The sequence below is a fragment of the Vreelandella profundi genome (genome assembly GCF_019722725.1).
In the GTDB taxonomy this organism is placed as follows: domain Bacteria; phylum Pseudomonadota; class Gammaproteobacteria; order Pseudomonadales; family Halomonadaceae; genus Vreelandella; species Vreelandella profundi.
In genome coordinates this window covers 145,611-158,832 of record NZ_CP077941.1, presented here as the reverse complement: position 1 = coordinate 158,832, position 13,222 = coordinate 145,611, and the positions used below count along the sequence as shown (strand labels likewise).

The window sequence follows — 13,222 nt, the reverse complement described above, 5'->3', positions numbered from 1 at the left end:
AGTGCGTGCTGATAATCTCTAATGCATCGACATTGGATTGAAGCGCGTAACTAAAAAAACAAGTCACGCTATCAAATGACTAGATGATGCCGCCCATGATCTCTGTGCTTAGTGATGAAGTTGAGAACCTAGTTTTTGAGTATGCTCCTGTTGCCCTTGTGCTGACTGAGCGTAGATCAATAAAAATTTGCAATGCAGAATTTTGCGAGTTGTTTGGGTATGAAAAGGAGGAGCTGTTAGGAGAATTGATTTTGAAGCTTTATCCCTCCGTTGCCGACTTCAACAAGATTGGTGAGAAAAGTTATTCAGAATTGATGGAGTCTGCCTCCTATGTAGATGAGAGGTTTATGCAAACCAAGGGGGGCAAGATTTTTTGGGCTAGAGCTTCGGGTAGAACATTGACTCCACAAGATCCTTTCAAGCTGGCAGTTTGGAGCTTTTCTGAAGCTGAAGATTTCTCTGGGCCAAGTAAGGTCTTATCTGCTAGGGAAAGAGAGGTTTCAGGCTATATTGCTAACGGGATGACGTGTAAAGAAATAGCTAAAGAGCTTGGTATATCCTACAGGACAGTTGAAGCGCATAGATCTAAAGTTATGAAAAAGCTTGGCTGTCGAAATATGGCGGAGATGATATCAAAAATTATCAGGCTTCAATAATAATTTTAAGGAGGAGGTATGATTAGTTCTTTTTCAAGTTATGAAGATATTGCAAATAATTTCTCTTGGCCGAGTTGTCGAGATTTTAACATCGCAGATGTTTGTTGTGACAAATGGGCCAACAAAGATAATTCACGAGTTGCGTTGATAGAGGTCGACGGCCAAGGGGGCAGTAAAGAGATAACCTACAAAGAGTTGCAGGAAAAATCAAATAGGTTAGCAAATAGTTTGGCTGCAAAGGGGGTGGTGTCTGGAGATAGAATTGGCATTTACCTGCCACAGTGTTCTGAGACGGCTGTTTCTCATTTTGCTTGTTATAAATTAGGTGCTATTGCCGTTCCTTTGTTTAGCTTGTTTGGTCCGGATGCCGTTTTTCATAGAATGAATGATTGCTCCATGCGCGTGGTTATAACGGATGCTAGGGGAGGCGAGAATTTATTATCCATTATCAACGACCTTAATAGCATTGAGATAATTTATTCTATAGAGCCTTGTAAGTCAGATATTAATTCTATTGATTTTCATAAAGATATATCTCTGTTTGATGAGCATTTTTCAGCGAAGAAAACATCAGCAGATGACCCGGCCATGATAATTTACACATCAGGTACTACAGGGAGCTCGAAAGGTGCTGTTCTTTCTCATAAGGTGCTGATTGGCCATATCCCTGGTGTTCAAATTTCACATGATGGGTTTCCGCAAACCGGAGATGTGATGTGGACACCTGCGGACTGGGCATGGATTGGCGGCCTATTAGATGTCTTATTGCCATCGCTGTATTTTGGTGTTCCTGTCATTGCTAGGCGAATGTTAAAATTTAATGCTGAAGAAGCATTCTCTCTCATTGAAAGTTTTGGGGTAAGAAATATGTTTCTTCCCCCAACAGCACTTAAGATTATGCGGCAAGAAAAGAATCCCAAGGATAAGTGGGAACTGAATGTTAGGAGTATCGCAAGTGGCGGAGAGTCACTAGGGGAAGAACTTCTTGACTGGGGGCGAAAAATTTTTGATGTAACAATAAATGAATTTTATGGGCAGACTGAATGCAATATTGTGGTTTCATCTAGCGCACAGATGGGCGTTCATAAGCCAGGGCATACAGGTAAGGCTGTACCAGGTCATAAAGTTGCAGTTATAGATAACAAGGGAAATATTCTTAAAAGTGGTGAGTTAGGAAGTATAGCTATCAAATCCCCTGATCCTGTTATGTTTATTGGATACTGGAACAACCCCAAGGCCACTAAAGAAAAATTCATTGGTGATTGGTTGGTAACCGGTGATTTGGGTGTGCAAGATGAAGATGGCTTCTTTAAGTTTGTTGGAAGAGATGACGACGTCATAACTAGTGCGGGTTATCGAATTGGCCCCGCACCAATTGAAAATTGTTTGCTTAAACATCCATCTGTACGACTTGCTGCTGTAGTAGGAAAGCCTGACGCACTGAGGACTGAAATAGTAAAGGCATTTATTGTGTTGGCGGAAGGGTATGAGCCAACTGAGGAACTTTCGGAAGAGCTTAAAAGTCATGTTAAAAAGCGTTTAGCAGCACATGAATATCCGCGTGAAATAACATTCATTGATGAGCTTCCGCAGACAGCTACTGGAAAAATTATACGTGGGAAGCTTAAAAGAATGTAACAAACACTTATATGAAACTGCAATACTTATCTAATGTTTACGAACAATGCCAACATAAACATCATTTCTCATGACGCTGATTTTAAAAATAACAAAACAATGATAAATTTTAATTAACCCCAATGACTTATTGCAACTGAATAAAATTAATTAGCTCCTTTCATGCTGAAAACTACCCAAAAGATGTTTTATAACAACTGGAGATAGCCATGAAAAAAACAATTTTAATTAAAACGATCATTTCAACAGCTTTGCTGGGTTTATCGGCAACAGCAAATGCTCAAGATACATGGACTATGACATCGACTTGGCCAGAGAGCTTGGGGTTAATAGAGATCGATCGACATTGGGTCGAGACTGTAAATAAGCTTACGGATGGAGAGTTGTCTATTGAATTTCGTGCTGGCGGAACCCTTATGCCAAGCACCGAAGTCTTCGATGCCACAGAAACAGGAAGCATCGAAGCTTCTGGTGACTGGCCAGGTTATTGGGCAGGTACTGATTCGGCCTTTTCTCCTTTAGGCACTACAACCATGTTATTCAATGGTGTTGACTACCTTAATTGGATAATGCAGTGGGGCGGTTGGGAGCTCTATCAAGAGGTTTACGGGGAATATAATATAGTCTATCTCCCGTATGGAATTGTTGGTAGCGAATCTGGCTTGATGGGAGGGGTTCCAATTACTAGTTTAAATGATATTGATGGAAAAAGAATTCGCCTAGCTGGGCGAGATCAAGGAAGAGTCTTGAGTGGCCTGGGAGGTTCTCAAGTATCGCTGTCTGGCGCTGAGATTTATCAAGCTGTTGAGCGTGGCATTGTAGACGCAATGGAGTTTAATACTCCTGGAGTAGATTACGACGCTGGGTTTGCAGAGGTCGTTGAACATTGGACTGTTCCTGGCTGGCATCAAACAGGAAGTGTCCTGGGCGTAATGATCAATAAGGATGCCTGGGATAGGCTCTCAGAGCAAACCCAAGATAAACTAAAAATTGCCGCTGAGTCCACTATGGCTTGGTCGCTCTCATGGCTTGAAAGAAAATCAACTGAAGGGGCTGAAAGTTTTCTTGAGGCAGGAATTGAGATTCATAGGCTATCAGAGGAAGACTTAGAAACAATCCAAAAAATTACTAATCAAGTTATTGTTCAAAGTGCATGTGAAAATCCAATGACAGCACAAGTGTATCACTCCATGGTCAGCTATCTAGAGCACTACTCCATCTGGCGCGACTTGACCGTTCCCTTCAACATGAGCCGCACCACGGACAACCTACCCTCCCTTGAAGAACTTGAAGCTTGCATAAACCAGTAATCAGTTCGGGGCTTACGTGCCCCGGACTCTTTCTGGCACCTCCAACACCCCGATACGTTTGATTCACTCGTTTCAGAGAGCCTTTTCATGAACACCATTGCTAGGGCTATAGATGCACTCAACGAAGGCCTCGACCTGCTATCCCACGCTGGACGAGGCCAGCAAGATCACCACTATGGTAATGCTGTTGGTGGGAAGACACTGCCTTTACCGAAGTATTTTCCATCGGTACCGCCTGGGGTGGAGATCGTTGGCCTTTACCGCGCGGCAATCCCTTTATGGCTCTAATCACATTGGCCTGTGTGCTGATAGCCCTATTTATAGCAATCATGTTATTGCTGCCTGAGATGGTCTTTAAGTAATTTTTTAGTTTTTAAATTCAATATAATTTTTAGGAGTACTTATGATTACTTTACACCACTGTATGAGTGCTAGATCATTTCGAATTTTATGGATGCTGGAAGAGCTGGGGATGGAGTATGATTTGGTTATGCATGATTTTCCCCCAAGGCATTTAGAAAACGATTACAAAAAAACAAACCCCTTGGGAACTGTTCCAGCATTCTATGACGATAGTATCTTCATGACAGAGTCATCGGCAGTGTGCCAATACCTAGCCGACCGCTACTCTGCCAATAAAATGGGGGTTGGAGTAGCGGAACCAAGTTATGGCTGCTATATAAATTTTCTTCATTTCGGAGAAGCTACACTCACTTTCCCACAGACGCTTATCCTTAGATACAAGTACTTTGAGTCGTTAGAAAGAAGAATAGAGCAAGTGGCGATCGATTATGAACGCTGGTTTCTTTCAAGACTGAAACTTATTGACGAGAGACTATTGTCTAAAGATTATATTTGTTCCGGGAGGTTCACTGCTGCCGACGTATCAGTTGGTTACTCTCTAATGCTAGCCTCATATTTAGATATGGAAGAAAAATTTGGAGATGGCATTAAAAGGTACTGGGATAAACTAAGCAGTAGAGAAGCTTATATAAGGTCATTAAAAATACAAGAGAGAGAAGCTAAAAGGCAGAGTGTTTCATTGACTGCGTCTCCTAATGTTAGGTTGTAGTGGCATAGTGAATTTGGCCACCTAATTAGAGGTGCTAATATGCCCCCGGTGCTAGGATAGTTGTCGCCTGATTGGTTTTACCCTAACGAAGTCCCGTGGGCTATTCTCAAATAGTAGGTTAGAAGTATCTGGCGAACCTGAGGCATTCCAATTAGCACTTGAAGATTAGTGCCCGGCAGGGGGAGAAGAAAACGGAACTTCACGCTCATCGTCTTGATCAAATAGTCAAAAAGTATAGCAGAAAACTTATATTCGCCTAATGACTAGGGGATGAGTTATTTTTTAACTTAATTTTTATTTATAGTGAATAAATAAAAACGCCATCAAATCTTTAGGACAAGGGCATCTCAATCTAAGTCCATCTCGCATTGTTCCCGTTCAGCCACCCTATTTCTTCCGGACTAATCCCCGCTTGTCATCGCTTATTCATCGGCTTGACTCAGCAGTGTCATTCTCCTCTCCCACACTGCGTATAAACGTGATGAAGGGATGAATCGCTCATGCGGCTCTGTATCGTTAGTGAAACATGGTCACCGGACATTAACGGCGTTGCCCATACGCTGAGCCGGCTAAGCTGTGAGCTCAATCGGCAAGGAGTGCCGGTTGACGTTATTCGCCCCCGCCCGCTTGTGGCTGGAAATACCACGCGCATTAACCACGAGCTACAGGTTTCACGCGTTGCGCTACCCGGCTATACCGATGTTCAGGTGGGCTTGACGACACCGGCCGCGCTGCGGCGCTTTTGGCGAACGCATCGCCCCGACGTGATCTATTTGGCCACTCAAGGCCCTCTCGGCTGGGCGGCGCGCCACGCGGCAAAGCGGCTCAACATTCCCTTGGTAGCCGGTTGGCACACTAATTTCGACCACTACTGCAAAGATTACGGGGTCACATGGCTGGCTTCGACGGCCCGTCGCTATCTGCGCTACTTCCATAACGGCTGCGACTTAACATTGGTTCCTACCCACGCGCAGGCTGGCACGCTAACGCGCCAAGGCATTCGAGACGTTCACGTGCTTTCACGGGGATTAGACGGCGAACGGTTTTCGCCGACACACCGTGACCCACAGCTACGTAAGCGCTGGGGCGTTAGCGAGCACCAGCCAGTGGCGCTGTACGTTGGCCGATTAGCTGCAGAAAAGAACCTCACCTTACTGCAAGAAAGCTTTCACGCTATGCGTGAAGTGCGCCCCGACATGGCCCAGGTAATCGTGGGCGATGGCCCAGCCCGGGCGCAATTGCAAAGGGCACTACCCGACGTGCATTTCACTGGTTTCATTAATCAGGATGATCTCGCCCGCCACTATGCCAGTGCCGACTTATTTGTTTTTCCCTCGCTTTCAGAAACCTGGGGGAACGTGGTGGGAGAGGCCATGGCCAGCGGCTTGGCAGTGGTGGCCTATGATCACGCCGCCAGCGCTGAGCTCATTAACAGCGGCCACAATGGCGTCACCGTCACCGCAGGTGATAGCGCTGCGTTTCGCCGAGCAGCGGTCGATCTTTGCCAGCACCCCGCTGACTACGCACGCTTAGGCCGCGTGGCACGCTTGCGCGCGCTTGAGCAAAGTTGGTCAGGCATTACCGAGCAGTTTCTGCGTTATTTACACCAAGCCCAGGAGGCACACCATGCGCCCGCGTCCGCTTGTCGTATTCGATCGTCTTGATCTGCTGGAATGGCAGTTTTGCCAGCGTATATCACGCCTATCGCTTTACTCGCCGTGGCGTATCACGCTGCAGGCTGCCAGCCGTTTAGGCGACTGGCCGGCCTGGGTGCTGCTCATCATGGCCCAACCCTGGCTTCAGCCGAATGGCGCTTGGCGAGTTATGCAGTACAGCGTTGTCGCGCTGTTGGCCATGGGCGTTTATCGACTGGTGAAAACACGGCTATGCCGCGAGCGACCGTTCATTACCTACGGTGAGGGTATTCAGTGCTGCGAACCCGCGCGTGATCGCTACAGTTTTCCTAGCGGCCATACCATGCACGCGGTCATGTTTAGCGTATTAGTCGCCGCGCACACTCCCTGGCTGCTGCCAGTGATTGTGCCGTTAACCCTGCTAATTGCGATTTCGCGCGTGGGTCTGGGATTGCACTACGTAAGCGATGTGCTGGCAGGCGCCGCCTTGGGCTACGCATTTGCGCTGATCAGCCTTTATTGGATGGGCTGAACGCAAAAACGCCCGCTAAGCGGACGTTTTTCATGTGCCTATAAAAATCTCAAAGTACGAGAAAATGATCAGTAGACACGAACCATGATGAAAAGTGGCTATTACATACCGGGAGGCATGTCGTCGCGCTCATCCAATCTCGCCATAAATGATGTTTTAAACACCATGTACAGCCCAACGCCCGAAAACCCTAAGAACAAAAAAAACATGCACAACATCAGTGCCATAGCCATAGTCTTGTCCCTGTCAGTGTGCGGTTGCAACGTTGACGTCTTCTAACCGCAACATATTTACACCTGCTAAAAGGATAGACCAAAACACGGCGTTAATCTGTACAAAATTTTTATTTATGCAAAACCTATGCAGCCAAAATATAACGAGCAAGATTCATCCACCCAAGCAAATTCCAGACGCAAAAAAGCCACCTCACTTTCATGAGATGGCCGTTTTGCATCGATTCCGATCCCTGGCTTTGATGAACAGCGCCTCTATGCGCTGTAACCAATGAGCGGGTGGGTTGTCCTTTTCACTCCCTGTTCTTTTGCTCGGCTTCCTGCCTTCCTTAATGTACTCGGCCCACTCACTCAGTCTTTTTAAAAAATCTTAACTACCCGCCACAACAACTGCTTAAAATGAAAATCGATACTCAACAACTATTACATCACTATTAATTAATTTTACTTAACATTAAATATGGATGACTGCGCTTGTTGCTATATCTTAGATAATGCACACGCTGGGCCAAATGACTATAAAAACAAATAATTAATTTAAAAACAAATACTTAAAAAACACACAATCCTAAAGACTAGCTTTTTAAATACCTAATTAATGTGTAGAACTGACACATGCGACATAAGCATACGACATAAGTGCGCATTTCTTTCACTCAGCCGTAGCGCAACGTCGCAACAGGGATTAGTTTATTATCTGATGGTGAAAGCTATTTGATGGTGAAAAGAGTGCCCTCGCCGAGGGGTGCCCACCGTTAGCGTCCAGTCCAAACCGTTAGCGCCCAGTTCAAGCTATTACCATCCAGTTCAAGCTATGCCTTCAAGGAGGCCGCCATGAAATCAGCTGTTGCTATGGGTATTCTCATCATCACCGCGCTGCTGCTTAGCGGCTGCAATACTATTCGCGGCGCAGGTGAAGACATTGAACAGGGTGGCCAGGCTATCCAACGCTCAACGGAATAACGATGATGATGACTGTTTACTTGTCTCACGGCTTGGAAAGCGGGCCGGGTGCATTGAAAACTCAGGCGCTGAAGAGCATCGCCGAAAAGCTGGACGACTGTGAGCCCGTCGTTATGGACTACCGTGGCATGGCAGAACCGCAGCAACGCCTTACGCATCTGCTTGCGGTTTTGGCCGAACGTGGTGATGACCCCGCCTGCTGCGTTCTAGCAGGCTCAAGCTTAGGCGGCTGGCTCAGTGCGGCGGTCAGTGCCCAGCAGCCGGTGCTGGGCTGTTTTCTCTTGGCCCCAGCTCTGGGTTTAATTGACTACCCTGAAACGTCCCCCAACATTCAGGCGCGCCATACTCATATTATTCACGGCTGGCGCGATGATGTGATTGCCCCGGGGCCAGTGATTGAACGCGCCCGCCTTCAGCGTCTGTCGCTACGCATGGTCGATGACGATCATCGCCTGCATGCCAGCCTCGATACGATATTGCTCGATTTCGAACGCTTCTTACACCAGTGCGGTGCCGATGCCCGTCAAGCCATCGCCGGCTAACATACAACAAATATTCGACACGAGCCTTAAAAAGCTATACAAATAGTATACATTCAGTGCGGAGTTTGCTCATGTTAGGCATGTTTAAGCGCGACCCCAAAAAGAAACTGCAGCAAGATTACGAACGTAAACTTCAGGCCGCGATGGAGGCATCACGTAATGGCGACATGCGCGCCAACGCTACGCTTACCGAAGAAGCCGAGGCCATTCGGGCAGAGATCCTGCGTATAGAAGCGCAAGAATAGCGCTCACTCGTCGGCCAGCGCCGGTAATAGCGTTTTCAATTTACGGGTCAGCGTATTGCGGCCCCAGCCAAGCAGCTCTGCTGCCTCCCCTTTGCGACCGCCGGTATGCTTCAAGGCCGTCTCGATCAAAATACGTTCGAAATCCGGCACGGCTTCTTCCAGCAAATGCGTGTGGCCCTCTGCCAGCGCATGGTCGGCCCAATCGCGAAACGCCGTGCGCCAGTCGCCGTGAACACGGCTATCAGTGGCATTGGGCGAACGCAACTCGGGAGGCAGATCCTCAACAAGGATTTCGCGCCCTGAGGCCATAACGGTCAGCCAGCGGCAGATGTTTTCTAACTGACGCACGTTGCCAGGCCACGGTAAATGCGTCAGATGAGTTTCTGCTTCACTGGTGAGCACTTTAATATCGGTGGTCAGCTCTTTTGCCGCTTCAGCCAAAAAGTGCCGCGTAAGCCGGGGAATGTCTTCACGCCGCTCGGCAAGCTTGGGCAGGTGGATCCGAATCACATTCAGGCGATGGAATAAGTCCTCACGAAAGCGGCCATCGTCCACCAATACCTCTAAATTTTGATGGGTAGCGGCGATAATGCGCACATCGACCCTAACCGGCGTATGCCCCCCGACGCGATAAAACTCGCCGTCGGCCAATACCCGCAGCAAGCGCGTTTGGGTTTCAGCGGGCATATCGCCAATTTCATCTAGAAACAGCGTGCCACCGTTGGCCTGCTCAAAGCGCCCTTGGCGCTGCTGCGCAGCCCCCGTAAAGGCGCCCTTCTCATGGCCAAACAGCTCCGATTCAATCAAGTCGCGTGGAATGGCCGCCATGTTTAAGGCGATAAACGGTTTCCCTGATCGCGGGCTGTGTTGATGAAGCGCCTGGGCGACGCGCTCTTTGCCGGTGCCCGACTCACCGTTAATCAACACCGTGATATGCGAGTGCGAAAGCCGACCGATGGCGCGAAACACTTCCTGCATCGCCGGGGCTTCACCAATAATTTCGGTATTTAAGCCTTCCGGCACAGTGGCCGGGCGCTGACGTTCGCGCTCACGCGCATGCGCCACCGCACGGCGCACTAACGCCAGCGCTTCATCAACGTCAAACGGCTTGGGCAGATACTCAAACGCGCCCCCTTGATAAGACGCGACGGCGCTATCTAGATCGGAGTGCGCGGTCATCACAATGACCGGTAGGTCAGGATGCGCCTCGCGGACTCGCGACATTAAATCCAACCCGTCGATACCGGGCATACGAATATCGGTTACCAGCACGTCCGGCGGGTTTTCCAGCACCCGCGCCAACGCAACGTCCGCACGCTCAATGCACTCAACGTCAAGATCAGGTTGCGCTAATGCGCGCTCAAGCACCCAGCGGATAGCGCGGTCGTCATCGACAATCACCACCCGCGCAACATCAGTACGTGTCGCCTCAGTCATGACGTTTCTCCGGTGAAGTTAATACCAGTGGAATCAATAAACGAAATTCGGTATGTCCGGCGCGTGAATCGCATTCGATCAATCCTTGATGTTGGTGCAAAATCGACTGGGCGATAGAGAGTCCAAGGCCGCTGCCTTCAGCACGCCCCGAAACCATGGGGTAAAAAAGCGTTTCGTGTAGCGCATCGGGAACGCCAGGGCCGTTATCAATAACCGCGACTTCACTGACCAAGCGGTGACGCTCAGCGCCGAGGGTAAACTGGCGCCGGGCACGGGTGCGCAGTATTAAGGTGGGCTCAGGCGTTTGGGCATCGCTCATCGCCTGCACCGCATTACGCGCCACGTTGAGCACGGCTTGAATCACCTGCGATTCATCGCCGGAAAGATCGGGCAAGCTAGGATCATAATCGCGATTAATAGCCACATCGGGGTGCTCAGCCATTAATAGCGTGCGTACGCGCTCCAGCACCCGATGAATATTCACCGGCTCGTGTTTAAGAATCCGATTAGGTCCCAGCATGGAGTCAACCAGATCGCGCAGCCGATCCACCTCTTCCACAATGATGTGGGTATATTCGCGCAGCGCCGGGTCGTCTAAGTCTCGCTCTAGCAGCTGTGCGGCGCCACGAATGCCGCCTAGCGGGTTTTTAACTTCGTGGGCAAGCCCTCGGGCTAATATCTTGATAGTTTCTTGACGCGTGGTCAGGGCCTCTTCTCGAGAGATCTGCATCAACCGATCGCGAGGCTCTACTTCCAACAGCAGCTCATTGTCTGATAGCGGCGTCACCGTATAGTCGACCGTTAGCGGGTCGCTATTCAGCGGCGTAATGCGCGCCTCGCGCTGGGTATACGGGTGAAAGGCATCGCGGGCCTTGGCCAACACGTCATCAATGCTTTCATCGCCACCTAGTAACGTATCCAGGCTGCTCCCACGCACACGGCTAAGGCTAACCGCTAATAGCGCCTCGGCCGCAGGATTCATCCAGCGCACCCTCAGCTCACCATCTAACAGCAGTACTGCCGTAGTGAGATGTTCGAGCAAGCGCTGGTGCATTGCATGTTCTGAGAAACCGTCCTGAGAAATCGCGTCTTTCATCGCCATTACAGACCTACAGGTGGATGATGAATGAGAGACTGCAATAAGCGCGCCAATTACGCGCCTATGCCCGGTTGCACGGCCTGCGAGCAACGTCATACCAAACGCCGAGTCCTTTTAGCGCATCCCGCTGCACTATCGCTTTTATTATTGCACCATATTGGTGCTCGCAATAAAAAACCCCGCCGAAGCGGGGTTTATCACTGCTGTTAACATCTCGTCAGCAACAGTCGGCGGCTAATGCGCTGATTAGCAGCTATTGTCATTTAACAGCTATAGTACATATCAAACTCAATCGGGTGAGTCGTCATGCGGATACGATTCACTTCTTCCATTTTGAGTTCAATGTAAGCATTGATCATGTCGTCGGTGAATACGCCACCTTCGGTCAAGAACGCACGGTCAGCGTCGAGCGCTTCCAATGCTTGATCCAGGCTGTTGGCGACCGTAGGAATCGCTTTGCCTTCTTCTGGCGGCAGGTCGTACAAGTTCTTATCCATAGCATCGCCAGGATGGGTCTTGTTTTTAATACCGTCGATACCGGCCATCAACATGGCAGAGAACGCCAGGTATGGGTTAGCGGTAGGATCAGGGAAGCGGGCTTCTACACGCTTGCCTTTCGGGCTAGCGGTGTAAGGAATACGAATAGAAGCAGAGCGGTTACGCGCGCTGTAGGCCAGCATTACCGGCGCTTCGTAGCCAGGCACTAGACGCTTGTACGAGTTAGTAGAAGCGTTGGTGAACGCGTTCAACGCACGAGCGTGCTTAATGATGCCGCCAATGTAATAAAGCGCCATTTCAGACAGGCCTGCGTACTCGTCACCGGCGAACTGGTTGTTACCATCTTTCCAGAACGACTGGTGAACGTGCATACCAGAACCGTTGTCACCTACCAGCGGCTTGGGCATGAAGGTCGCCGTTTTGCCGTAAGCGTGCGCCACGTTGTGGATCACGTACTTCATTTCCTGCACTTCGTCAGCTTTCTTTACCAGCGTGTTGAATCTAACGCCAATTTCGTTCTGACCTGCGTTGGCAACTTCGTGGTGGTGAACTTCCACGGTCTGGCCAATCGCTTCCAACGTATTACACATAGCGCCACGAATATCGTGGAAGCTATCAACCGGTGGGACCGGGAAGTAGCCGCCTTTCAGACGCGGACGGTGGCCTAAGTTACCACCTTCTACGACGCTGTCAGTCGCCCAAGCGCCTTCATCAGAAGAGATTTTGTACATGGAACCCTGCATGTCGGTTTTCCAATGTACTTCGTCAAAGATGAAGAATTCAGGCTCAGGACCAAAGAAAGCGGTATCGCCAAGGCCAGTTGACTGCAGAAACGCTTCTGCACGCTTAGCGATGGAGCGCGGGTCACGATCATAGCCTTGCATCGTCGCAGGCTCGATGATGTCGCAACGCAGCACTAGCGTCGCGTCTTCAGTAAAAGGATCGAGGTAAGCAGAGCCGTCCTCTGGGCTCAGAATCATGTCGGATTCGTTGATGCCCTTCCAGCCGCCGATGGAAGAACCATCAAACATCTGGCCATTTTCAAAAAACTCTTCGGTCACGTCGCGAGCAGGCACGGTGACATGGTGTTCTTTACCGAGCGTATCGGTGAAACGCAGGTCTACCCACTTAACATCATGTTCTTCAATTAGCGCGATGGTCTTGGCTGACATAGTGTCCTCCGGTATGAGCGTGGCTTAAAGCTAGCGACAGTAAGCTATCGATAAAAGTGTTGTGCGACAAAATACGTGCAAAAACGCACGCCTGTCATTTTTTTGCTCACCCAACGTTTGCTGAAAAATATAAACAAATCACTGAGCAAGCCTTTCAGGCCGGCTATCGTTTTATCACGCCGCAGGGCTTC

Annotated in this window: 13 protein-coding genes; 9 read left to right on the top strand and 4 right to left on the bottom strand. The window is 49.3% G+C overall.

Annotated features, from left to right (window positions below):
• The first annotated feature begins 95 nt into the window (after positions 1-95).
• From KUO20_RS00775 to KUO20_RS00750, 6 genes are all read left to right on the top strand, one after another.
• Positions 96-656: a LuxR family transcriptional regulator gene (locus KUO20_RS00775; protein WP_235041036.1), complete on the top strand. Its 561-nt coding sequence runs from the start codon at positions 96-98 to the stop codon at positions 654-656.
• A gap of 18 nt (positions 657-674) precedes the next feature.
• Positions 675-2,294 carry an acyl-CoA synthetase gene (locus KUO20_RS00770; protein ID WP_235041035.1) on the top strand — a complete coding sequence of 540 codons (1,620 nt, stop codon included), beginning with the start codon at positions 675-677 and terminating at the stop codon, positions 2,292-2,294.
• A gap of 209 nt (positions 2,295-2,503) precedes the next feature.
• The gene (gene dctP, locus KUO20_RS00765) at positions 2,504-3,604 is read left to right on the top strand and encodes a TRAP transporter substrate-binding protein DctP (RefSeq protein WP_235041034.1); all 1,101 of its coding nucleotides are present in this window, start codon (positions 2,504-2,506) and stop codon (positions 3,602-3,604) included.
• Positions 3,605-4,007: 403 nt separating this feature from the next.
• Complete coding sequence (locus KUO20_RS00760; protein ID WP_235041033.1) at positions 4,008-4,676, top strand: glutathione S-transferase family protein; 669 nt, start codon at positions 4,008-4,010, stop codon at positions 4,674-4,676.
• Positions 4,677-5,176: 500 nt separating this feature from the next.
• On the top strand, positions 5,177-6,340 hold the full coding sequence (locus tag KUO20_RS00755; RefSeq protein ID WP_235041032.1) for a glycosyltransferase family 4 protein: 1,164 nt from the start codon (positions 5,177-5,179) through the stop codon (positions 6,338-6,340).
• Positions 6,303-6,842 carry a phosphatase PAP2 family protein gene (locus KUO20_RS00750; RefSeq protein WP_235041031.1) on the top strand — a complete coding sequence of 180 codons (540 nt, stop codon included), beginning with the start codon at positions 6,303-6,305 and terminating at the stop codon, positions 6,840-6,842. Before KUO20_RS00755 ends, KUO20_RS00750 begins: the two co-directional genes overlap by 38 nt.
• Positions 6,843-6,943: 101 nt before the next feature.
• Here the strand turns inward: KUO20_RS00750 and KUO20_RS16750 are convergent, their stop codons facing one another.
• Positions 6,944-7,075 carry a hypothetical protein gene (locus KUO20_RS16750; RefSeq protein ID WP_275415654.1) on the bottom strand — a complete coding sequence of 44 codons (132 nt, stop codon included), beginning with the start codon at positions 7,073-7,075 and terminating at the stop codon, positions 6,944-6,946.
• Between the two features lie 834 nt (positions 7,076-7,909).
• On the opposite strand from KUO20_RS16750, the gene KUO20_RS00745 reads away from it, so the two are divergent.
• The 3 genes from KUO20_RS00745 (at position 7,910) to KUO20_RS00735 (ending at position 8,825) form a co-directional block, all read left to right on the top strand.
• Positions 7,910-8,038, top strand: coding sequence for an entericidin A/B family lipoprotein (locus KUO20_RS00745; protein WP_235041030.1), 129 nt, complete (start codon positions 7,910-7,912; stop codon positions 8,036-8,038).
• 5 nt (positions 8,039-8,043) lie between these two features.
• Entirely contained in the window at positions 8,044-8,580 is a 537-nt protein-coding gene (locus KUO20_RS00740) for a YqiA/YcfP family alpha/beta fold hydrolase (RefSeq protein ID WP_235042391.1), read from the top strand.
• Between the two features lie 71 nt (positions 8,581-8,651).
• Positions 8,652-8,825: a DUF6435 family protein gene (locus KUO20_RS00735; RefSeq protein ID WP_141393016.1), complete on the top strand. Its 174-nt coding sequence runs from the start codon at positions 8,652-8,654 to the stop codon at positions 8,823-8,825.
• A 3-nt stretch (positions 8,826-8,828) separates the two neighbouring features.
• On the opposite strand, the gene ntrC is transcribed toward KUO20_RS00735, so the two are convergent.
• From ntrC to glnA, 3 genes are all read right to left on the bottom strand, one after another.
• Positions 8,829-10,262, bottom strand: a complete 1,434-nt coding sequence (gene ntrC, locus KUO20_RS00730) for a nitrogen regulation protein NR(I) (protein ID WP_096276446.1) — start codon at positions 10,260-10,262, stop codon at positions 8,829-8,831.
• On the bottom strand, positions 10,255-11,316 hold the full coding sequence (gene glnL / locus KUO20_RS00725; RefSeq protein ID WP_235042390.1) for a nitrogen regulation protein NR(II): 1,062 nt from the start codon (positions 11,314-11,316) through the stop codon (positions 10,255-10,257). The genes ntrC and glnL overlap by 8 nt, the downstream gene beginning before the upstream one ends.
• Positions 11,317-11,624: 308 nt before the next feature.
• The gene (glnA, locus tag KUO20_RS00720) at positions 11,625-13,031 is read right to left on the bottom strand and encodes a glutamate--ammonia ligase (protein ID WP_235041029.1); all 1,407 of its coding nucleotides are present in this window, start codon (positions 13,029-13,031) and stop codon (positions 11,625-11,627) included.
• Positions 13,032-13,222: the final 191 nt, after the last annotated feature.

Bases quoted from the DNA above. Each gene is read 5' to 3' on its own strand.
- KUO20_RS00775 (WP_235041036.1), top strand. From the start codon at position 96: ATGATCTCTGTGCTTAGTGATGAAGTTGAGAACCTAGTTTTTGAGTAT.
- KUO20_RS00750 (WP_235041031.1), top strand. From the start codon at position 6,303: ATGCGCCCGCGTCCGCTTGTCGTATTCGATCGTCTTGATCTGCTGGAA.
- KUO20_RS00740 (WP_235042391.1), top strand. From the start codon at position 8,044: ATGATGACTGTTTACTTGTCTCACGGCTTGGAAAGCGGGCCGGGTGCA.
- KUO20_RS00760 (WP_235041033.1), top strand. From the start codon at position 4,008: ATGATTACTTTACACCACTGTATGAGTGCTAGATCATTTCGAATTTTA.
- glnA (WP_235041029.1), bottom strand. From the start codon at position 13,031: ATGTCAGCCAAGACCATCGCGCTAATTGAAGAACATGATGTTAAGTGG.
- KUO20_RS16750 (WP_275415654.1), bottom strand. From the start codon at position 7,075: ATGGCTATGGCACTGATGTTGTGCATGTTTTTTTTGTTCTTAGGGTTT.
- KUO20_RS00735 (WP_141393016.1), top strand. From the start codon at position 8,652: ATGTTAGGCATGTTTAAGCGCGACCCCAAAAAGAAACTGCAGCAAGAT.
- ntrC (WP_096276446.1), bottom strand. From the start codon at position 10,262: ATGACTGAGGCGACACGTACTGATGTTGCGCGGGTGGTGATTGTCGAT.
- dctP (WP_235041034.1), top strand. From the start codon at position 2,504: ATGAAAAAAACAATTTTAATTAAAACGATCATTTCAACAGCTTTGCTG.
- glnL (WP_235042390.1), bottom strand. From the start codon at position 11,316: ATGCACCAGCGCTTGCTCGAACATCTCACTACGGCAGTACTGCTGTTA.
- KUO20_RS00745 (WP_235041030.1), top strand. From the start codon at position 7,910: ATGAAATCAGCTGTTGCTATGGGTATTCTCATCATCACCGCGCTGCTG.
- KUO20_RS00755 (WP_235041032.1), top strand. From the start codon at position 5,177: ATGCGGCTCTGTATCGTTAGTGAAACATGGTCACCGGACATTAACGGC.
- KUO20_RS00770 (WP_235041035.1), top strand. From the start codon at position 675: ATGATTAGTTCTTTTTCAAGTTATGAAGATATTGCAAATAATTTCTCT.